At 73.9% G+C, this 20,882-nt stretch carries 18 protein-coding genes and 1 tRNA gene; 8 read left to right on the top strand and 11 right to left on the bottom strand.

All coding sequences use genetic code 11. The annotated features are described in order from the left end of the window. The first annotated feature begins 169 nt into the window (after nt 1-169). A complete protein-coding gene (locus ACF08B_RS21165) occupies nt 170-1,258 on the top strand; it encodes an LLM class flavin-dependent oxidoreductase (RefSeq protein WP_392318761.1) in 1,089 nt (362 codons plus the stop codon). Here ACF08B_RS21165 and ACF08B_RS21160 read toward each other — a convergent pair. Then, nucleotides 1,237-3,042, bottom strand: a complete 1,806-nt coding sequence (locus ACF08B_RS21160) for a putative bifunctional diguanylate cyclase/phosphodiesterase (protein WP_392318760.1) — start codon at nt 3,040-3,042, stop codon at nt 1,237-1,239. The two genes, ACF08B_RS21165 and ACF08B_RS21160, sit on opposite strands and share 22 nt — an antisense overlap. A 322-nt stretch (nt 3,043-3,364) precedes the next feature. On the opposite strand from ACF08B_RS21160, the gene ACF08B_RS21155 reads away from it, so the two are divergent. Further along, nucleotides 3,365-4,624, top strand: a complete 1,260-nt coding sequence (locus ACF08B_RS21155; RefSeq protein ID WP_392318759.1) for a M6 family metalloprotease domain-containing protein — start codon at nt 3,365-3,367, stop codon at nt 4,622-4,624. A gap of 60 nt (nt 4,625-4,684) precedes the next feature. Here ACF08B_RS21155 and ACF08B_RS21150 read toward each other — a convergent pair. The 7 genes from ACF08B_RS21150 to ACF08B_RS21120 form a co-directional block, all read right to left on the bottom strand. Beyond that, nucleotides 4,685-4,758 (bottom strand) — tRNA-Lys (locus ACF08B_RS21150). Beyond that, complete coding sequence (locus tag ACF08B_RS21145; RefSeq protein WP_392318758.1) at nt 4,749-5,318, bottom strand: bifunctional DNA primase/polymerase; 570 nt, start codon at nt 5,316-5,318, stop codon at nt 4,749-4,751. The genes ACF08B_RS21150 and ACF08B_RS21145 overlap by 10 nt, the downstream gene beginning before the upstream one ends. A 134-nt stretch (nt 5,319-5,452) precedes the next feature. Continuing rightward, complete coding sequence (locus ACF08B_RS21140; RefSeq protein ID WP_392318757.1) at nt 5,453-5,821, bottom strand: hypothetical protein; 369 nt, start codon at nt 5,819-5,821, stop codon at nt 5,453-5,455. 238 nt (nt 5,822-6,059) lie between these two features. After that, entirely contained in the window at nt 6,060-7,397 is a 1,338-nt protein-coding gene (locus tag ACF08B_RS21135; protein ID WP_392318756.1) for an AAA domain-containing protein, read from the bottom strand. Next, nucleotides 7,394-8,983: a hypothetical protein gene (locus ACF08B_RS21130; protein WP_392318755.1), complete on the bottom strand. Its 1,590-nt coding sequence runs from the start codon at nt 8,981-8,983 to the stop codon at nt 7,394-7,396. Before ACF08B_RS21130 ends, ACF08B_RS21135 begins: the two co-directional genes overlap by 4 nt. Continuing rightward, nucleotides 8,974-10,197, bottom strand: a complete 1,224-nt coding sequence (locus ACF08B_RS21125) for a hypothetical protein (protein WP_392318754.1) — start codon at nt 10,195-10,197, stop codon at nt 8,974-8,976. Before ACF08B_RS21125 ends, ACF08B_RS21130 begins: the two co-directional genes overlap by 10 nt. Continuing rightward, complete coding sequence (locus ACF08B_RS21120) at nt 10,094-11,038, bottom strand: phosphatase PAP2 family protein (protein ID WP_392318753.1); 945 nt, start codon at nt 11,036-11,038, stop codon at nt 10,094-10,096. The genes ACF08B_RS21125 and ACF08B_RS21120 overlap by 104 nt, the downstream gene beginning before the upstream one ends. A gap of 239 nt (nt 11,039-11,277) precedes the next feature. On the opposite strand from ACF08B_RS21120, the gene ACF08B_RS21115 reads away from it, so the two are divergent. After that, on the top strand, nt 11,278-11,874 hold the full coding sequence (locus ACF08B_RS21115; protein ID WP_392318752.1) for a histidine phosphatase family protein: 597 nt from the start codon (nt 11,278-11,280) through the stop codon (nt 11,872-11,874). A 38-nt stretch (nt 11,875-11,912) separates the two neighbouring features. Here ACF08B_RS21115 and ACF08B_RS21110 read toward each other — a convergent pair whose 3' ends face one another. Then, a complete protein-coding gene (locus ACF08B_RS21110; RefSeq protein WP_392318751.1) occupies nt 11,913-13,445 on the bottom strand; it encodes a hypothetical protein in 1,533 nt (510 codons plus the stop codon). Nucleotides 13,446-13,711: 266 nt separating this feature from the next. Between ACF08B_RS21110 and ACF08B_RS21105 the strand changes: the two genes are divergently transcribed. Next, entirely contained in the window at nt 13,712-14,125 is a 414-nt protein-coding gene (locus tag ACF08B_RS21105; RefSeq protein WP_392318750.1) for a hypothetical protein, read from the top strand. 34 nt (nt 14,126-14,159) lie between these two features. After that, on the top strand, nt 14,160-15,029 hold the full coding sequence (locus ACF08B_RS21100; RefSeq protein WP_392318749.1) for a spermidine synthase: 870 nt from the start codon (nt 14,160-14,162) through the stop codon (nt 15,027-15,029). A 13-nt stretch (nt 15,030-15,042) separates the two neighbouring features. Here the strand turns inward: ACF08B_RS21100 and ACF08B_RS21095 are convergent, their stop codons facing one another. Next, the gene (locus tag ACF08B_RS21095) at nt 15,043-15,564 is read right to left on the bottom strand and encodes a hypothetical protein (RefSeq protein ID WP_392318748.1); all 522 of its coding nucleotides are present in this window, start codon (nt 15,562-15,564) and stop codon (nt 15,043-15,045) included. A gap of 98 nt (nt 15,565-15,662) precedes the next feature. On the opposite strand from ACF08B_RS21095, the gene ACF08B_RS21090 reads away from it, so the two are divergent. From ACF08B_RS21090 to ACF08B_RS21080, 3 genes are all read left to right on the top strand, one after another. Then, nucleotides 15,663-16,382 carry a response regulator transcription factor gene (locus ACF08B_RS21090; RefSeq protein WP_392318747.1) on the top strand — a complete coding sequence of 240 codons (720 nt, stop codon included), beginning with the start codon at nt 15,663-15,665 and terminating at the stop codon, nt 16,380-16,382. Continuing rightward, a complete protein-coding gene (locus tag ACF08B_RS21085; protein ID WP_392318746.1) occupies nt 16,379-17,779 on the top strand; it encodes a sensor histidine kinase in 1,401 nt (466 codons plus the stop codon). The genes ACF08B_RS21090 and ACF08B_RS21085 overlap by 4 nt, the downstream gene beginning before the upstream one ends. 111 nt (nt 17,780-17,890) lie before the next feature. Next, on the top strand, nt 17,891-19,363 hold the full coding sequence (locus ACF08B_RS21080) for a cellulose binding domain-containing protein (RefSeq protein ID WP_392318745.1): 1,473 nt from the start codon (nt 17,891-17,893) through the stop codon (nt 19,361-19,363). Between the two features lie 62 nt (nt 19,364-19,425). Here the strand turns inward: ACF08B_RS21080 and ACF08B_RS21075 are convergent, their stop codons facing one another. After that, a complete protein-coding gene (locus tag ACF08B_RS21075; RefSeq protein WP_392318744.1) occupies nt 19,426-20,856 on the bottom strand; it encodes a GH1 family beta-glucosidase in 1,431 nt (476 codons plus the stop codon). Nucleotides 20,857-20,882 lie beyond the last annotated feature (26 nt).

Here is a 20,882-nt window from a genome sequence, read left to right as displayed (position 1 = left end):
GCACCCTGCCTCGCCGGCCGGACTGGGGCGCCCCACGAGGCCCGGCCGGACACCCAGGGAGCTCCGGCGACCCAGGCGCGGCCGGGAAGCACGGGCGGACGGAATAAGCGGGGACACCCTCCTGTTAGCTCTCCGAAGGAAGCACGCTCAGAAACAGGAGGCCCACACCGTGTCGGCAGACGAGATCCGGGGCACGACGCACGGGACCGCCCCCGTCCCCCTCTCCGTACTGGACCTGGTGACCGTCGGCGCGGGCAGTACCGCCACCGACGCCCTGCGCACCAGCGTCGAGCTGGCCCGGCTGACGGAATCCCGCGGCTTCCACCGGTACTGGGTCGCCGAGCACCACTCCATGCCCGGCGTCGCCTCCTCCTCGCCCGCCGTGATCCTCGCCCACCTCGCCGCCCACACCGAGCGCATCCGGCTCGGCTCGGGCGGCGTCATGCTGCCCAACCACGCCCCGCTGGTGATCGCGGAGCAGTTCGGCACGCTGGAGGCGCTCGCGCCGGGGCGTGTCGACCTCGGTCTCGGCCGGGCCCCCGGCACCGACGGCGCGACGGCGGCCGCGCTGCGCCGCACCGACACCCTCAATGAGGGCGCCGACGACTTCCCGCAGCAGCTCGCCGAGCTCACCCGTTTCCTGGACGACGACTTCCCCGACGGCCACCCCTACCGGCGCATCCACGCGATCCCCGGTCCCGTGCAGGCCACCGCGCCGGGCGGCGTCCAGTCCCCGCACCGGCCGCCCGTCTGGCTGCTCGGCTCCTCGGGCTTCAGCGCCCGCCTGGCCGGCCTGCTCGGTCTGCCCTTCGCCTTCGCCCACCACTTCTCCGCGCAGAACACCGTCCCGGCGCTCGACCTGTACCGGGAGACGTTCCGCCCCTCCGAGGTGCTGGCCGAGCCGTACGCCCTCATCGGCGTCTCCACCCTCGCCACGGACGACGAGCGCGAGGCCCGCCGCCAGACCCGCGCGATGGCCCTGAACATGCTCCGGCTGCGCACCGGCCGCCCCGGCCTGTTCCCCGACCCGGAGGAGGCCGAGCGGCACGAGTTCAGCCCGATGGAGGAGGAGTTCATCGGCTCCTGGACGGCCAACATCGTGCACGGCACCGCCGACGAGGTCCGCTCGGGACTGGACGCGCTGCACAAGCGCACCGGCGCCGACGAGCTGATGCTCACCTCGCACGCCCACCGCGGCGCACTCCGTCTGCGCTCCTACGAACTGATCGCGGACGCCTACGGATTGCCGACCGCGTAGGTCTGCTCCCCGAGCAGCTCGGAGATACGATCCGGCGGCACCGGACGGGAGTACAGCCAGCCCTGTCCGGTGTCGCAGCCGATCCGGCGCAGCCGGGTGGCCTGGGCGGAGGTCTCCACGCACTCGGCGGTGACGGTCAGCCCCAGGCGGTGCGCCAGCTGGATCATCGCCTCCACGATCACCTCGTCGGCCGGGTTGGGAGCGATCGTCTTCTTCTCGCCCTCGTACTGGAAGCCCCGCACGAAGGAGCCGTCCAGCTTCAGGACCGACACCGGCAGCCTGCTCAGATAGGCGAGGTTGGAGTAGCCGGTGCCGAAGTCGTCGATGGCGATGCGCACGCCCATGTCGCTGAGGGCCTGGAGGGCCTGGAGCGGACGGCCCGCGGAGCCCATCACCGCGGACTCGGTGAGCTCCAACTGCAGCAGGTGCGGGGCGAGTCCGGTCTCGGCGAGGACCTCCGCCACGTCCGCCACCAGATCGGAGTCCCACACCTGGCGCACGGCCACGTTGACGCTGACGAAGATCGGCGGTTCGTCCGGGTGGTCCAGCTGCCAGCGGCGGGCCTGCCGGCAGGCGGTGTTCAGCGCCCAGCGGCCGAGCTGCACGATCGAACCGTCCTCCTCGGCCAGTCCGATGAACCGATTCGGCGTCAGCGTGCCGAACTGTGGATGATGCCAGCGGATCAACGCCTCGACCCCGCTGAGCCGCCCGTCCTCCATGCCGACCAACGGCTGGTACTCCAGGGCGAATTCGCCGCGCTCGATGGCGGGGCGCAGGGTGGAGGAGAGGGCCTGCCGGGTCATCAGGTGCGCGTTGCGCTCGGGGTCGAACAGTGTCCAGCGGCCCTTGCCGTCCGCCTTCGCCCAGTACAGGGTCGTATCGGCCGCCTGCATCAGACCCGTCGCGGTGGTGCCCGCCGCGTGCCGCTCGACCACACCGATGGACGCCGTCAGCGACAGCCGCTGCCCGGCCAGGTCGAAGGGCGCCTCCAGGGCCTTCAGCGCCGACTCGGCGAGATCCGCGAGCTGTTCGGTGCCGGTGGAGTCCTCCACGAGCAGGGCGAACTCGTCGCCGCCGAGCCGGGCGACGAGGGGAGTGGCGGCGCGGGCGTACCCGGTCTCGTCGGCGACCCGGTTCAGGCGCTCGGCCACGGCCGCGAGCAGCCGGTCGCCGACGCGGTGGCCGAGAGTGTCGTTGACGGCCTTGAACCCGTCCAGGTCCAGGTAGCACAGGCCGATCCGGCCGGTGCCGCTCTGCTCGTACGACTCCGCCTCCAGCGCGGCCGTCAGCCGCTCGAAGAACAACGTGCGGTTGGGCAGCCGGGTCACCGGGTCGTGCATCTGCAAGTGCCGCAATCGCGCCTGGAGTTCGCGGCGGGCACCGACGTCCGTCACCGACAGCAGGACACCGGGCCCGCCGTCGGCCAGCGGGGCGACGGTGACCTGCACCCACAGCGAGCGCCCGTCGGGATGCTTCAGCCGGCGGGTGCAGCGCAGCCGTGCCTGCCGGCCGCGCAGGACCTCGCGGTAGGCGTGCCAGGTGCGGGCGTCCGAGGCGAGGTCCACCAGATCGGCGGCGACCTGCCCCGGGAACGACTCCGGATCGGTGCCCAGCAGCTCGCCGAAGGCGGAGTTGGCGCCGGTGACGATGCCCGCGGCGTCCACGACCGCCATGGCGAGCGGGGCGGCCGCGAAGACACGGCGATAGGTGGACTGATCACTGTCTGTGACGGCTGACCGGTCGAGGTCTGCCGCGGGCGTCGGCCCTTCGGACGTTCCGCTCACCGCTCGCTCCCGCAGTGCACTCGATCTCTGTCCGTGCCGGAAAGTGTGCCGATCATAGAGGCTGGCCCGGAGGCCTTCCAGCCACTCTCCAGTCTCCCGGACGGAGTACAGGTTCTGACAGATCGTTTCTGCCCGCACCTGGACGGGTTCTTCAGGCCCCCGACCAGTTGTGACGTTCCGTGAGTGTTTCGGGGGTGTCGAGCGCCGGAGCGCGCCGGGGCGCAGGCAGGGCGCACTCACCCTTCTGGTGCAGACAAACAGGGCATGGCGTGGCGAATCCCAGCAATCTGGGTGCGGGTCCCGAGAGTCGCATCCGGAGGTCATGCCCGTGCCCATGCTGCGCAGCACCGCCGCCGTGTGCACCACGCTGTCGGCGCTCGCCGCGACCTCGATCCTCACCGGCCCGTCGGTCGCCGAGCCCTTCTCGACGGCACCCTGCGCCCTGGAGCGCAGCGCGGCCCACCACTCGGAGGGCGTGGACACCTGGAACCCGGTCTACACCCGCCCGACCGGCGCGCTCGACGCCGTGATGGTCTTCCTGTCCTTCCCGGACGCCACTCCGCGCACCACCCCGGCCGAGCTGACGTCCGACCACTTCCCGGCCACCAGCCGCTTCTACGAGCAGGCCTCCTACGGCAGGTTCACGCTGCACCCGCACCCGCTGAAGCACTGGCTGCGCATGCCGCGCCCGTCGACGGCGTACGCCATAAGGCGGGACTGGAGCGCCGAGGACCGGGCCGCCTACCTGCGGGACGCCTTCGCCGCGGCGGACAAGGAGGTCGACTTCTCGCGGTACCCGGTGGTGTACTTCGTCGCCGATCCGGACGCGCCCGGAGTGGACTCGGACGCCACCAAGGTCGTGAACCTCGATACACCCATCCAGGTGGACGGCACGGACGTCCGCCGGGTCGTCACCGTGTTCGAGAAGCATCCGCCGGACCGGCTGGTTCTCGCCCATGAGACCGGCCATGTCTTCGACCTGCCCGACCTCTACCACCGCCCTGTCGACGGCAAGGGCGACTGGGACACCTATGTGGGTGACTGGGACCTGATGGGCAGCCAGTTCGGACTCTCACCGGATCTGTTCGCCTGGCACAAGTGGAAGCTCGGCTGGCTCGACCCCCGCCAGGTGGCGTGCGTCCGCGGCGCCGCTCCGACCCGTCTCACGCTGGAACCCCTGGCCGCGGGGCCGGGCGTCCCGGTGCAGGGCACGGGCGGCGCGCCCGCCTTCGGCCTCGGCAACGGGGTGAAGCTGGCCGTCGTGCGCACCGGGCCGGACAGTGCCCTGGCCTTCGAGGCGCGCGGGGCGGCCGGGAACGACCACGCCTCCTGCCGGCAGGGCGTCCTCGTCTACCGGGTCCACAGCGGTGCCGAGTCCGGCGGCGGCCCGGTCGAGGTCGTCGACGCCCATCCGCGCACCGAGGGCTGCTGGGAGAACTCGGTCTACCCTCCACTGGCCGACGCCCCGGTGGCGCTGGGGGAGAGCTTCACCGTGCCCGGGGAGGGCGTGAAGGTGGAGGTGGAGGACCGGACGGCGTCGGGCGCCTGGACGGTCAAGATCACACCGGCGGTACGGGACTGAAAAACAACGATGGCGAGCCGTCATCGCATTTCTGCGATCAAGACTCGCCATCGTCCAACGTGCGCCGCCAGGGACTCGAACCCCGGACCCGCTGATTAAGAGTCAGCTGCTCTAACCAACTGAGCTAGCGGCGCCTGCTGACGTCGTAGACCTTAGCATCCTGATCGGCGGGAGGAAAAATCGATATCCGTACGGCGGCACGGGCGGCCCGTACGGCCGCCCACAGGGCGATCTCGGGGCCGGGCAGCCACGGATGCCGGGTGTCGGGGGCGACCAGCCAGCGGGCGCTCCCGGAGGCGTCGTGCGTGGTCAGGGGCGGTACGGTCACCGCGTCCCCGGGGCCGTGGCACAGCAGGGGCGGCACCGCGTCCGCCCGGGTGGAGCCCCACTCCTCCCAGGCCAGCAGGGAGGGCAGCCGCTGGGCGGTGCCGGGGGCGGTGAACAGCAGCACGCGGCCCCGGAACACGGCGACGGGGCCCGAACCCGGCCCCTCGTCCCACAGCCGGTCCAGCATGCGGCGGCCGAAGACCGTGGGGGCGCTCACCACGTCGAAGGCCGTGCCGCAGGGCAGGACGACCGGGGCGTCCGGGCGCTCCTCCCACAGGGCCAGGGTGCTGCGGGGGTACGTGCTCGCCGAGGCCATCCAGGCGATGCCGTCGCCGGTGGCACGCGTGACGTTCGGTGTGCTGCTCATGGCACACAGGTGTACCGGCCGTGACCGCGCGGATTCCCTGGGTTGCCGAAAATCGGGACACAGGGAGCGGCGGGGGAGTATCTTGCCCGCCCGGCATATGCCAAGCGGGAGCCCCAAGGGCACCAACCGGGGGGCTACACGGGGTCCGGGGACGTCCGTCCCTCGCTGTCGCCCCGCATCAGGTCCCGGCCGAACTCGACCATCCTCTTCGCGTAGTCCTCGGTCCACTCGGCCCGCTCGGCGATGTCCGCCGCGGTCAGCCGGTCGAACCGGCGCGGGTCGGCCAGCTGGGCCGCCGCGATCGCCTGGAACTCCACGGCCCGGTCGGCCGCCGCGCGGAACGCCTGGGTCAGCTCCGTCGCCCGCGACAGCAGCGCCCGCGGGTCGTCGATCGACTCCAGGTCGAAGAAGTGCTCGGCGTCTCCGGCCGCCTCCGCGGGCTCGAAGAGCAGGGGCGCGGGGCGTAGCCGCGGTTCGTTGCGACGCGGCGTGGGCTCCGCCATGTCTTGTCTCCTCCTCGTACGGTTCGCTGGGCGCCGCCTTCAGGTGGGCCACCGTCCATTGTCCCGCGCCCGCGCAAGGGCACCTACTGCCCCTCCCGCTCACCACGCGTCACCACGGCCGGATCCCCCGACGCTCGGCCGAACGGGTGAGCCGGGGCGTTCGGGGCGTCCGTCACGGGTGCCAGGTGACGCGGTGTTCCGCCAGCTCCGGGGACGTCCCGGGCGTTCGGGGTGTCCGTCACGGGTGCCAGGTGACGCGGTGTTCCGCGAGGTGGGCCAGGACCGCGTGGTTCGCCTCCCAGCCGTCCGGGAACTTCACCAGGGTGCCCAGCTGGACGGGTTCCGTGGACGGGTAGTCGTCCAGGAGGTCTCCCACGCCGGCCCGGCAGACCACGATGCAGGCGTGCCGGTGCCGGGACGCCAGGACGCACAGGCGGCCGGTCTCCAGATGGAACGCGGTCGCGTCCGGGCGGCCGGAGAGCGGGTGCAGGACCACGGTGACGTCGTACTCACGGCCCTGGAGACGGTTCGCGGTGTCCACCGTCACGTCCCGCACGCCGAGGTCGGCCAGCGCCGCGCGGACCGCCGCCGCCTGGTCGCGGTGGGCCGTGCCGACGGCGATCCGGTCGGCGCTGAGGGGAGCGGGGTCCGGTGAGCGCTCCGAGACCGCCGCGCCGCCCCGGTCCAGCAGCCGCCGTACGACCAGCGCCACCGCGCGCACCGCCTCCGGGTCCGTGCGCGGGGTGTGCCGGGCGGGCAGCTCCAGCAGGCCCCAGCCGGACTCCGCCGCCTCGTCGATCACCCGGTCCGGGCCGGAGCCGTCGGAGGGCACCGCGAAGGCCAGCCGGCGGTCGCCGTGGCCGGTGCCGCTGCGGAACGGGGTGTACGGGTAGAACGCGGCGGAGACCAGGGGGGCCGCCGACGCCGGGAGCCGCCAGGACACCGGGAGGCGGTGCTGGGGAAGCTCCGGGTTGTGCGCCAGGAGGGTGGTGACCGCCGAGGCCGACGGGTCGTACGACAGGCCCGCCCACTGCTCGCTGCCGACGATCGCGAACGGGTCCAGCTGGCCCGGGTCGCCCACGAACAGCGCCTGTTCGAACAGGCCCGCCACGGCGAGCAGGGAGTCGGAGCGCATCTGGTACGCCTCGTCCACGATCGCGTGCCGCCAGGGCTCGTCCACCTTGACGTGCGCCCACTTCGCGGCCGTGGAGAGCACCACCGGCAGGCCGTTGAGGTCGGCCGCCTTCGCCGACGGGCGGACGTTCGGCAGGTCGTCCAGCGCCTTGTCGTACGGATCGCTGTCACTGCTGTGCAGGCGGCCCACGGGCAGGTCCGGACTCTTCTCGGCGAGCCGCAGGACCAGATCGTCCACCTGGGCGTTCGTCTGGGCCACCACCATCAACGAGCGGCCGGCCCCGGCCAGTTCGAGGGCCGCGCGGACCACCAGGGTGGACTTGCCGGCCCCGGGCGGGGAGTCGACCACCACGCCCCGCTCCGTGCCGTGCAGCGTGTCGTGCAGGATCGCGTCGGTGGCGCGGGCGGCCGCGGCTCCGGGATCGAAGTCGACGGTCGTCACAGCACGTCCTCCTCGGTCACGGTGTCGGGGGCCTCCGCCGCGGGCTCGCCGGGCGGGCCGCCGTGCGTCCACGGCGTCTCCTCGGGGTCCGGCAGCTTCGCCCCGCCGCGCTGCTCGTGCTCGAAGAGGGTGAAACAGACCAGGTCGCCCTTCTCCGGCACCGAGCCGGGCTCGGGCTCCTTGCCGCGGCCCATCTTGTCCACGATCCGCAGCACCAGCACCCCGTCGGCCTCGGCGCCGGCGAACTCCGCCGACTGCGGCCTGCCGCCCAGCGAGCGGTACACCTTCGCCCGCTCGGCGAGATGCGGCCGGTCGTCCGTGCGGACCGTCACCAGCGGGCGCGGGCTCGGCCGCCTGCCCTCGCTGTACGTCATGACGACGTCGGTCACCTCGCCCGCGAAGGCCTCACCGGCCAGCCGCCGCCCGGCCATCACCAGCGGATCGTCCAGCGCCTCCTGCGCCTCCAGGCGGCCCTGCTCCCGCTCGCGCGTGGCCAGCTTGTTCGCCGCCGTGACGGCGTCGTCCCGGCGCGGCTGCGGCGGCTCGCCGGCCACCACCCGGTCCCGGTGGCCGGTGAACGACCAGCGGTCCCGGGTCCACCGCTCCTCGACGTGCGCGCCCGCCGGCAGCTCCCGCAGCAGGTCCAGGCCCCGCCACACCGCGTCCCAGGTGGGCCGCGTACGGCTCTCGACCAGGTCGCGGACGTCCCGCTCGGCGGCGGTGAGCGCGGCGAGCCGGTCGTCGGCCTCCAGGGGGTCCTCGGCGGCGGCGAGGGCGCCGCGCGCGCGGTCGTAGCGCGTGATCGCCGGGGCCAGCAGCTTGTTGTCGAACGCCGGGTCGGTGGCCGGACCGGCCGGCGGGCACAGCAACTGCCCGTCCCGGTCACGCTCCAGCTCGGCCCGCCCGGCGGCCTCGGCGCCGGTCAGGCCGTCCGGCGGGGCGATCCAGGCGAGCAGCGCGCCCAGGTGCTGGTCCTCCAGCCCGGACTGGCCGGTGGCCCAGTGCCGGGACAGCACCTCGGTGAGGGCCAGCAGCAGCGAGGAGCCGGGCACCCGGGCCCGCTCGCCGTAGTGGGTCAGCCACCGGCCGAGCAGCGGCACCCGCGGCGGCGCCGGATGGGGCGCCTCCGGGTCCTGCTCGGCCGTGCGGCGGAACCGCATGGAGCGGCCGAGCAGCCGTACGTTGTCCAGGCCGGCGCGGCTCGGCACGATCAGCTGGGGCGCGTCCGAGCACAGCTCGACCTCGACCTTGACCCGCTTGCCGGTCTCCGGGTCGGTCTCGGTGCGCTCGGCCGCCTCCACCGACCCGGCGTAGGAGTCGACGTACGGCAGGACGACGTCGGCCAGTTCGGCGAGGAACGCGAAGCGCAGGTCGCGGTCGCGGGGCTGGGGCACGGCCAGCAGGCGGGGCGCGTCCCGGTCGGTGCCCACCAGCGCGCCGAGCGGTGCGCCCGCCTCACCGGCGGTGGTGAGCGGCACGAACACCAGCGGGCGGTCGGACAGATGCCGGTGGCGGACGGTCGCGTCGGGCTGCGCGCGGCCGGAGCCGACGGCCTCGAGCCGGGCGAGGGTGGTGATCAGCGACACGCGGGCACCTCCACGGGGACGTCCGCATGCGGGCTCCGGGCGGGCGGGCCGGCCGCCCGGAGGGCTTCGGCGCGCAGTTCCGCCGCGCGGCGCAGGGCCGCCACCGCGGGGTCGTCGGGGTCGCCGCTCTCGCCGCGGGCGGCGGCCAGGACGTCCTCGACCGTGCTGAGCCCGCCCAGTTCGGCGCGCAGGGGTCTGCCGAGGCGGGTGACCGCGCCGGCCGCGCGGGAGCGTTCCCGGCAGTGGAAGGCCAGTTCGCAGGCGGCCAGGCACTCGGGCGCGTACGTCGCCGGTACCGCCTCCACGGCGGCGGTCAGTTCCTCGGCCGGCCGGTCGGGCGCGAAGCACGTGCCGTCGGGCAGGGAGTCGGCGATCTCCTCGATCCGGGTGAGCCGGGCGAGCTGGCGTGCGGTGACCGCGCGCTGCTTGCGCACGTCCACGGCGCGGCCCGCGGGCAGGTTGGAGAAGTCCTTGGGGCACACCAGCAGCACCCGGTGGTGCACGCGCGGGGGAGGATCGAGCCGGGCGGCGACGTCCTCCAGCGCGAGCACGTACACCGCCGACTGCCGGGCGGCCGCGCCCACCTTCGCCGGGTCCGCCGAACCGTCCACCATCGGGAAGGACTTGATCTCCACCACGGACCAGCTGCCGTCCGGGTGCACCACCACGGCGTCCGGCTCCAGGAAGGCGAGCGAACCCGCCACGTCCAGCGCCAGCATCGGGTGGTCGAGCAGCGTCCAGCCGCCCGCGCGCGTGGCCTCGCGCAGCGCCAGGGCCGTACGGGCCGTACGCCCCTCGGGGCCCTGCGCGGTCAGGTCGGGTACGGCGGCCGCCTCGGGCCGGTCGGCGCCCGGGGCCAGATGGGCGTGCGCGAGCCGCAGCAGCTCCGCGCCGCCGTCCGCCTTCACCTTCGCCTCGAACGCGTTGCCCCGGGTCAGCGCGAACTGCGACTGCCCGAAACCGGACGGCGCGCCCAGCGCGCCGGCCAGCCGCGCCTTGTCCACCCCGGCGCCGTCCAGGATCGCCCGCCTGCGGCACCCGGGGTTGGCGGCGAGCGCCGCGAGGGCGCGCGCGTCCAGGGCCTTGGCCGGTACGTCGGGACCGCGCAGCTCAGCGAGCCGGTGCCGGAGCGCCTTCTCCCGCGTCCGCGGGGGAGGTGTCCGGTTCGCCTCCGGCGTCGAGCTGCGACTCGCGCTGCCGTGGAATTCGCTCACCCGCGGAAGTCTGGCATCCGGCACTGACAATCGGGGAACCCGTGCCGTCCGTGACCGGTGCGGTGCGCGGGGACAGCCGGGCCCGGAGTGCGTCCGCGACCCGTGTCACGTGCGGTGCCAGCAGCAGGCCGGCACCCATCACGGCGACGCCCGCGACCGCGTCCAGGAAGTAGTGGTTGGCGGTGCCCATGACGACGATCGCGGTCAGCAGCGGGTAGGCCACGCCGAGGACCTTCGTGAGGCGGGTGCCGCCGTGACGCCACAGCATCACGCCGCACCACAGCGCCCAGCCGCAGTGCAGGCTGGGCATGGCCGCGTACTGGTTGGTCATGCCGCCCATGCCGCGCGGCGCGCTGGCCTCGCCGCCCCACCAGCCGTACGAGCTGTACTGGGCCATGGTGTCGACGAAGCCGTGGCCGGCCGAGAGCAGGCGGGGCGGGCAGGTCGGCAGCAGCGTGAAGCCGATCAGACCGATGAACGTGGACGTCATCAGCCAGGTGCGGGCCGCCCGGTAGTACCGGGCACGGGACCGGAACAGCCAGACGAGGATCGCGGGCGTCACCAGGTAGTGCAGCGAGGCGTACCAGAAGTCGGCGGGTATTCCGAGCCACGGCTCCCGGGTGAACAGCCGGTTCAGCGGGTGCTCGGCGTTCAGGTGCAGCATCTTCTCGATGCGCAGGATCGACAGGCCGTGGTCGACGGCTCCCGAGACGTCACCGCGCGCGAGGAGGCGGCCGGCCGAGTAGCAGCCGTAGACGAGCAGGATCAGCGGCAGCTCGGTCCACCAGCGCGACCGGGCAGGCTGGCCCACCTCGGTGCCCGGTGTCTTGGTGCGCGCCATCCGATCGCCCTCCCCCTCCTGCTGTACGGACCGCCCCCGGCGAGGCGACCGTGCCACTTTACGGTGTTCCGTCGCCGCCCCTCAGGCCGACCGGGTCTCGCCCGTGCGGGCGCTCGGTCCATGAAGACGCCGGGATCGCCCGCCGGGTTGCCCGGCCCGCCGGTGAGCGATGATGGAGGGACCCCGTCCTCGTGTTTCCGCGGCGTCCGTCCGGCGTCCGCCTCCCGGAAAGGTCTCCCATGGCACCGCGCATCCTGCTGGCCCGGCACGGACAGACGGCGTGGTCGCTGTCCGGCAAGCACACCGGCAGGACGGACGTGCCGCTCCTGGAGGAGGGCCGGCGCGGGGCCAAGCTGCTCGGCGAGCGGCTGCACCGCGCTCCGCTGGACGGGCTCGCGGAGGCGGAGGTGCGCACCAGCCCGCTGTCCCGCGCGCGGGAGACGTGCGAACTGGCCGGCTTCGGCGACCGTGCCACCGCGTGGGACACGCTCATGGAGTGGGACTACGGCGCCTACGAGGGCATGACCCCGGCCGAGATCCAGGCCGTGCGGCCCGGATGGCTGATCTGGCGTGACGGTGTCCCCGAGGGGGAGAGCATCGCGGAGGTCACCGCGCGGGCCGACGAGGTCGTGGCGTGGGCGAGGTCCGCCGACCGGGACGTGCTCGTGTTCGCCCACGGGCACATCCTGCGGTCCATCGGTGCGCGGTGGCTGGGGCTGCCGCTGGAGTTCGCGGCCCGCATCCGCCTGAACCCGACCTCGCTGTCCGTGCTCGGCTGGGCCTACGGCGAACCGGCGATCGAGAGCTGGAACGACCTGGGTCACCTGGTGCCCTGACCCGGCGGCTTCCGTCCGCCCCCGGCCCCGGGGGGGGACTACGCCTTCCCGGTCCTCGGCATGGAGGCGTGCCGGTCCAGGAACTCCGACACCCCCGAGGCCCGCCGGTGCGGCAGCAGGACCCGCGCCGTGCCGGCCAGCATCGTCTGGATACGGGAGGACTGGACCTGGTCCAGCAGTGTCAGGACGCGCAGCCCCGCCTGGGCCGCCTCGTCGGGGCGGCCCTCGCGCGCGAGGTCGTCGGCCAGTTCCGCGGTGTAGAGCGCGATGTTGCGGGTGAAGTGCGGATCCTGCAGATGGGCCGCCCTGCGCGCGTGCCGGGACGCACGGCGCCAGTCGCCCAGCGTGGACCAGCACTGCGCTTCGAGGCCCTCCAGCTCGGCCTCGCCGTAGAAGCTCATCCACTCGGGATCGGCGTCCGAGCGGCCCCGCGCGAACAGGGTCTGCGCGCGGACCAGCGCCTGTTCGCAGCCGGTGCGGTCGGCGAGCCCCGCCCAGCCGCCCGCCTCGCGCAGGGAGAGCAGCGACATCAGGCGGGGCGAGCCGAGGGGGCGGGCGGCACGCTGGGCGGCCTGCGCGGCGCGGACCGCCTCCCGGGGCCGGCCGGCGTCCCGGGCCAGGAACGCGGTGTTGCAGAAGGCGTGCGCCTCCAGCGCCGCGTCCCCGGTCATCCGGGCGGTGGCCAGGGCCTCCGCGTAGTGCGAGCGCGCGTCGTCGAAGCGGCCGGAGTCGTGGGCCAGCCAGCCCACGGAGATGGCGAGTTCGCCGGCGCCCGAGTGCAGCCGGTCGGCGGTGGTCTGCCGGGTCGCACCGGCGTCGAGCAGCGCGAAGGCGGCGCGCAGCGGAGCCGCGGCGCGCCGGTACAGGCCGTCGGCGCCGTGCCGGTCGTCCAGCAGGCGGATGCGGCGGACGGCCTCCTCCAGGGCGGTCGCCTCGGTGCTGCCGGGCCGGCGCGACGGCCGGGCCGCGGCCACCGCGTCCGTGGTGAGCCGCAGCGGGCCCAGCGTGGCGGCGGCCACCGTGGCGCCTCCGCCGGTCATGAATGCGCGACGCAGCACGTCGCTCTCCTCGTGGTTCAGGTGGTCTTTCGCGTACGGCTCGTGCGGGTCGTACGGGTCCTGCGGGTCGAACGGTCCGGGCGGGCCGTACGGGTCCTGCGTGTCATACGGCTCGACCGCCCCCGGTGTCTCAAGGGCACCGCCCGCCGGGGGGAAGCCCGGGGTCCCACCGGTGGCGGACGCCCCCGGTGCCCCGGAGGCGTCCGCCGCGGTGCGGGCCGCGCGTCCGCGGACGGACGAGCGGGGCGCGAAGCCGAGGTCGGTGAGCGTGCGGCCGGGGAACATGTGCAGGAACACCCGTTCGTACGCGTAGTTGGGGCAGCGGATCTCGCCCGCCTCGACCCGGCCCACGTAGCGCGCGTCACAGCTCACCCGCTCGCCGATCTCGCGCGCGGCGCGCCGTACGAGCGCCGCGAACTCGGCCGGTGAACGCCTGCCGCGTAACTGCCGGAAGGCGAGGTTGGGCCGTAGCGGCCGGTCGGGCTGTGACGAGGTCTCCGTTGACGACGCCATGGCCGGGTCCTCTCGTGCGAACCGTCGAACCATGCCGGGGCCGGGGCGGATTCGGGACGAGTTGTCCGAGTGACGCCCTGGTTCCGGCGGGCATGAACGTACCTGCTGTGAAGGACCCGCCACGCAGTGTTTGGCTACAAACCGGATATCTCATCCACGTTCTGCCATGAAGTGCCATCCTTTGCGGCGCACTTGTGCCGTAGCCGTTGACGGGCTCGCGCGTTGGACCGCACGGACCGCAACAGGGCTGTGTGGTGGAGGCCGGCATGGAGACCAGCCAGAGCAACGAACCTTGTACGCCGCCGTCGTCGGCAGGGGCCGCTCCCCCGGGTGACCCGGGATGCGACCTCGTGACGGTGCCGTCCCGCCAGGGTCTGGAGGCGGTCGACATCCTGCGGCGCGGGGCCGCTGAGGCGGTGGGACCCGTCCTGCACGACGGCGGCTGCGACACCCTCGGCTTCCTGGTGCCGGCCGGCACCGCGGCCGGCTGGGACGTACCGGGCAGCACCTGCACGGAGACGGACGGCCGCGGGCTGCGGCTGGACCCCGCGCCGCCGGTCGAGGGCTCCCACTGGCTGCTGCCGCCCGGTGACGCCGATCTCGCCACCGACCCGGCCGTGCTGCGCCGGGCCCTCGGCGAGGCGGCCCGGATGATCGAGGCGGCCGACAGCTGCCGGTGAAGCGCCCGCCCGGCCCACCTGCGAGACTGGACGAATGGGCAGGTCCAGGAACCCGCGGCGCAGGTCCGCCACCGTCGAAGCCGTCGTCGAACCGGTCGACGGCGGACTCGCGGAACTCGTGCCCGACCCCGACCGCGGCCGGGCCTGGACCCTGCTGATCGACGGCGCGCCCCAGTCGCACGTCGACCTGGACGACCCCGCGTACCTCTCCTTCGAGTACCAGCGCCGCCTCGGCCACGTCATCGACCTCGCCGCGCCGCCGGGCAAGCCCCTGCACGCCGTGCACCTCGGCGGCGGCGCCCTCACCCTCGCCCGGTACGTCGCCGCCACCCGGCCGCGCTCCACCCAGCAGGTCGTCGAGCGGGACGCGGGGCTGGTCCAACTGGTGCGCCGGGAACTGCCGCTGGATCCGAACGCGCGGATACGGGTGCGGTCCGTGGACGCCCGGGAAGGCCTCGCCAAGGTGCCGGACGGCTGGGCGGACCTGATCATCTCCGACGTCTTCAGCGGCGCCCGGACCCCCGCCCACCTCACCTCCGTCGAGTTCCTCGACGAGGTCCTCCGCGCGCTGAAGCCCTCCGGCGTCTACGCCGCCAACCTCGCCGACGGCCCCCCGCTCGCCCACCTGCGCGGCCAGATCGCCACCGCCGCCGGCCGGTTCGGCGAACTCGCGCTGATCGCCGACGCCGCCGTACTGCGCGGCAAGCGCTTCGGCAACGCCGTCCTCGTGGCCTCCGGCCTGCCGCTGCCCGTCGCCGAACTCACCCGCCGCGCCGCCTCCGACCCCCACCCCGGGCGGGTCGAACACGGCAGGCAGCTCACCGACTTCACCGGCGGCGCGCTCCCCGTGACGGACGCGGCGGCGGTGGCCTCCCCGGCCCCGCCGCCCTCGGTCTTCCGCTGAACGCCCGCCCCGGTCAGTAGGTGCCGACCTCCACCCGCGGCGGGCCGTCGTGCCAGGTGCAGAACACCGACACCCGGTCCGCACCCCGGCTGAACTCCACCCGGATCCACGTCTCCGTCTTCCACAGCTGCATCGACCAGCCCGCCCCCGGGGTCGCCGAGACCAGCGTGGCGCTGGACGGACCCAGCTCGAACACCGCCCTCCCGCCGTCGGTGTCGTAGGCCTTGACCCGGCCGGACGCACGACCGGACGACGCGGCGGTGGCGCCGGGGGAGGGACTGTGGGCGACGGGTGTCCGCGACGGCGAGGGAGCCGGTGAGGCCGGCCGTCCGCGCGACGGGGCCGCGGAGGCCGACGGCCCCTTCGACGCCGGCTTCACGTCCCGGCCCTTCGCGTCGGCCGCCAGGACCGGCAGGGCACGCGGCGGGTCGTAGGCGGTCCCCGCCATCACCGTGTGCACACCCCACCACGACAGCGTGACCGCCGCTCCCGTCGCGAGCAGCCATGCCAGTACGTGTACGAGTCCTCTGCGCATCGCGGCCATACTGCCCCAGGGACACCGCCGTGCGCACATGCCCCGAGTTGTCCACAGGCGCCGGACCCCCGTCCCGCACATGGCGTACGGTGCGGCGCATGGCAAGTGTGCTCGTGGTCGAGGACGACCAGTTCGTACGCTCGGCGCTCATCCGGCATCTCACCGACGCCACGCACACGGTGCGCAGCGTCGGTACGGCACTGGAAGCGCTGCGCGAGGTCGCCCATTTCCGCTTCGACGTGGTCATCCTGGACCTCGGACTGCCCGACCTGGACGGATCCGAGGCCCTGAAGATGCTGCGCGGCATCACCGACGTCCCCGTCATCGTCGCCACCGCCCGCGACGACGAGACGGAGGTCGTCCGGCTGTTGAACGCCGGAGCGGACGACTACCTCACCAAGCCCTTCTCCGTCGAGCACCTCTCCGCCCGCATCGCGGCCGTGCTGCGCCGGGCGCGCGCCGGCGGCACGGAGGCCCCGCCCTCCTCCGTCCTCCGCGTCGGCGGACTGACCGTCGACCCGCTGCGCCGGCAGGCCGAACTGGACGGCGTGCGCCTGGACCTGACCCGGCGCGAGTTCGACCTGCTCGCCTTCCTCGCCGGGCGCCCCGGTGTCGTCGTCCCGCGCAAGGAACTCCTCGCGGAGGTCTGGCAGCAGTCCTACGGAGACGACCAGACCATCGACGTCCATCTGTCCTGGCTGCGCCGGAAACTGGGGGAGACGGCCGCGCGGCCCCGCTATCTGCACACCCTGCGCGGGGTCGGCGTGAAGCTGGAGCCCCCGGTGCCGCACGCCGGCGAGGGGGTGCCGCCGCGATGAGATGGGCCCTGGTCAAGGTCTGCCTGGCGGTCACCACCATGGTCGTGGTCGCCTTCGCCGTCCCGCTCGGACTGGTCGTCAGGGAGATGGCCCGCGACCGCGCGTTCTCCAGCGCCGAGCGGGAGGCCGCCGCGGTCGCGCCCGCGCTGTCCATCACCACCGACCGGGACAAGCTGGAGCGGGTGGTCGTGTCCGCCGGCGCCGACTCGGGAATGGCCGTGCACCTGCCCCCGAGCGGCGGCCGGGCCGCGATCGACCTCGGCCGGCAGCGCGCCGCCGACCGCGACATCCAGGCCGTACGCAGAATGGGCCGCGCCTCCACCGGCACCGTCCCCGGCGGCTCCACCCTGCTCCAGCCCGTGGCGCTCAGCTCGGGCGTCGCGGTCGTCGAGGTCTACGTCCCCGAGTCCGAGGTGACCAACGGTGTCTCCACCGCCTGGGCGGTGCTCGCCGCCGTCGGACTCGCGCTGATCGTCGGCTCGGTCGCCGTCGCCGACCGGCTCGGTGTACGCATGGTGCGCCCCGCCCAGCGGCTGGCCGAGGGCGCCCACGAACTGGGCGAGGGCCGGCTGGGCGCCCGGGTGCCGGAGGACGGCCCTGCCGAACTGCGCCTGGCCGCGGTCGCCTTCAACTCCATGGCCGACCAGGTGGTGCAGCTCCTCGCCAACGAACGGGAGCTGGCGGCCGACCTCTCCCACCGGCTGCGCACCCCGCTCACCGTGCTCCGGCTGAACGCGGCCTCCCTCGGCGCCGGTCCGGCCGCGGACCAGACCCGGTCCGCCGTCGCCCAGCTGGAGCGCGAGGTGGACACCATCATCCGCACCGCGCGCGAGGCCAAACCGCAGACGGCGGCGGCCGGTCCCGGCGCCGGGTGCGACGCCGCCGAGGTGGTCCGCCGGCGCATGGAGTTCTGGTCCGCGCTCGCCGAGGACGAGGGCCGCAAATGGCGGGTGGCCGGTGTCGACCGCCCGGTGCGCATACCCGTGGCCCGCGCCGACCTCGCCGCCGCGCTGGACGCCCTGCTCGGCAACGTCTTCCGGCACACCGCCGAGGGCACCGCCTTCGCCGTCGACGTCCACAACGGCGACGACGCGGTGATCGTGCTGATCTCGGACGCGGGCCCCGGCATACCCGACCCGGACGCGGCCATGGCCCGCGGCAGCGGCTCCGGCGCCGCCGGCTCGACCGGCCTCGGCCTCGACATCGTCCGCCGGCTCGCCGAGTCCACGGGCGGCGACGTCCGCATCGGCTCCTCGGTCCTGGGCGGCACCGAGGTGCGCATCTGGTTCCAGCTCGACGGCCGGGGGCCGGCCGGGCGGGGACACCGGGGGTCCGCGCGGAGACGCCGCGCCCGCAGATTGGTCTCGACCTTTAACCGGCCCCGATCGCTTCCTTAAGCGAACCCTAAGGTTGTCAACAGCCGCCCCGATCAGGCGCTTTGTCCGATTCCGGCTCGCTAGCGTGCTGCCGCACCTCACTCCCCGTGAACAGCGAAAGCAGGCACGCGCATGAGCACCCACCGGCGCAGGATCAGTGGCAGGAACAAGGCGATAGGCGGCCTGGTGGCCGCCGCGGTGGTCGGTGGCGGCGCGGTCCTGCTCACCGGCACGGCGAACGCGGCCGGCGTGAACGCCGCGTTCACCAGGACCAGCGACTGGTCGACGGGCTACACCGGCCAGTACGTCGTCACCAACAACAGCGGTGCGACAGAGAAGACCTGGACGCTGGAGTTCGACCTCCCGGCGGGCGCCACGCTCTCCTCGCTCTGGAACGGCGAGTCGAGCGTCAGCGGCCGGCACGTCACCGTGAAGCCCGCGAAGTGGGACACCGACGGCCTCGCCGTCGGCAAGTCGGTCACCGTCGGCTTCGTGGTCAACGGCAACGGCGACCCGACCGGCTGCCGTATCGACGACGCCCAGTGCTCCGCGGACGGCAGTGCGACCCCCGAACCCAGCGGCCGGCCCACGCAGAGCCAGTCGCCGACGGGCACACCTGCCCCCACCGGGTCCGCCACCCCGACGGCGTCGGCCACCCCCACCCGGAGCGCGACCCCCACGCCCACGGGGAGCACCGGCAGCGGCACCACCGCCTCCGCCGGCTTCGCCCCCTACGTCGACACCTCCCTCTACCCGGCGTTCGACCTCGTGGCCGCCGCCGACGCGACCGGCGTGAAGAACTACAACCTCGCCTTCGTCACCGACGGCGGCGGCTGCACCCCCAAGTGGGGCGGCGTCACGGAGCTCACCGGCGACGGCGTGGCCGCGCAGATCGGCGCGCTGCGCGCCAAGGGCGGTGACGTCCGGGTCTCCTTCGGCGGTGCCTCCGGCTCCGAGCTCGCCACCACCTGCTCCTCCGCGGACGCGCTGGCGGCGGCGTACGGCAAGGCCGTCGACGCCTTCAAGCTGACCAAGGTCGACTTCGACGTCGAGGGCGGCGCGCTGCCCAACACGGCCGCCAACACCCGCCGCGCCCAGGCCATCGCCAAGCTCCAGAAGCAGCACCCGGGCCTGGACGTCTCCTTCACCCTCCCCGTGATGCCCGAGGGTCTCACCCAGGACGGCGTGAACCTCCTCGCCGACGCCAAGTCCAACGGCGTGGAGACCGGCACCGTCAACATCATGGCGATGGACTACGGCCCCGCCTACAGCGGCGACATGGGCACCTACGCCGAGCAGGCGGCGACGGCCACCCAGGCACAGGTCAAGAGCGTCCTGGGGCTGTCCGACTCCGCCGCCTGGAAGACGGTCGCCGTCACCCCGATGATCGGCGTCAACGACGTCTCCTCCGAGGTCTTCACGGTCGACGACGCCACCCAGCTGGCCGGCTTCGCCAAGTCCAAGGGACTCGGCGGGCTCTCCATGTGGTCCGCGACCCGCGACAAGCAGTGCGCCGGCGGCACCAAGCCCACCGCCGACGCCACCTGCAGCTCCGTCACCCAGGACAGGTTCGCCTTCTCCAAGGCGTTCGCCACCATCGGCTGACCCGCACCGACAGGGCGCGGGGGCGCGGCACTCCGGGGGGAGTGCCGCGCCCCTCTTCCGTGTCAGACCACCGGCTCCACCGGCGGCAGCACGCCCGTCCGCGCCGCCTCGGCGTACCAGCGGGCGCTCGACTTCGGCGTCCGCTCCAGCGTCGCGTAGTCCACGTACACCGCGCCGAACCGCTTGTCGTAGCCGTACGCCCACTCGAAGTTGTCCATCAGGGACCACAGGTAGTAGCCGCGGACGTCCGCGCCGTCGGCGAGGGCGCGGCGCACCTCCGCCAGATGACCGCGCAGGTAGGCGATGCGCTCGGGGTCGTGGACGCTGCCGTCGGGCTCCGGCTTGTCGTCGTAGGCCGCGCCGTTCTCCGTGATGTACAGGGGCAGGCCCGGGGCCTCGCGCGAGTAGCGCATCAGCAGGTCGTACAGGCCCGTCGGGTCGATCGACCAGCCCATCTCGGTGCGGTCGCCCGGCGACTGGTGGAACAGCACGTCGTCGGCGCCCGGCCAGGGGGAGTGGTCGCTGGCGCCGTGGCCGTCCGCCCGCGGACCGCTGACCTCGCCGGGGGCGGCCGACACCAGCGCCGGGGTGTAGTAGTTCAGGCCCAGCGCGTCCACGGGCGCGTGGATGGTGCGGACGTCGCCGTCGAGGACGTACGACCAGTCGGTGAGGGAGGCCGTCGAGGCGAACAGGGTCTCGGGGTAGGCGCCGTGCAGCATCGGTCCGTGGAAGACGCCGTTCGCCAGGTCGTCGATCCGGCGGGCCGCCGCGAGGTCGGCGGGGTCCTGGGAAAGGGGCCGTACGACCGAGGAGTTGAGGCTGACAGCGATCTTGTCGCGAGCCGGGAGCACCGCGCGGAGCGCCGAGACGCCCAGCCCGTGCGCCAGGTTGAGGTGGTGCGCCGCGCGCAGGGACGCCACCGGGTCGGTGCGGCCGGGCGCGTGCACCCCGGAGCCGTAGCCCAGGAAGGCGCTGCACCAGGGCTCGTTCAGGGTGATCCACTGCTCCACCCGGTCGCCGAGCGCCTCACCGACGAGCTGTGCGTACTCGGCGAACCTGAGCGCGGTGTCCCGCTCCGGCCAGCCGCCCGCGTCCTCCAGCTCCTGCGGCAGGTCCCAGTGGTAGAGGGTGACGGCCGGCTTGATGCCGCGCTCCAGCAGCTCGTCGACCAGCCGGCGGTAGAAGTCCAGGCCCACCTGCACGGCCGGGCCCCGGCCGGTCGGCTGCACCCGGGACCAGGAGACGGAGAAGCGGTACGCGCCGAGGCCCAGCTCCGCCATCAGCGCCACGTCGTCGCGGTAGCGGTGGTAGTGGTCGACAGCGATGTCACCGGTCTCGCCGCCCGCCGTCCTGCCCGGCGTGTGACTGAAGGTGTCCCAGATCGAGGGGGTGCGGCCACCCTCGCGCACCGCGCCCTCGATCTGGTACGCGGAGGTCGCGGCACCCCACAGGAAGGAGGGAGGGAAGGAGACGGGGGAAACGGAGTCAGGCATGGAAGCGCTCCCAGAGGGGGTCGAAG

The sequence above is a fragment of the Streptomyces sp. NPDC015139 genome (genome assembly GCF_043079785.1).
Classification (GTDB): Bacteria; Actinomycetota; Actinomycetes; order Streptomycetales; family Streptomycetaceae; genus Streptomyces; species Streptomyces albidocamelliae.
The sequence above is the reverse complement of the archived record's forward strand: the minus strand, read 5'-3'. Positions and strand labels throughout refer to the sequence as shown.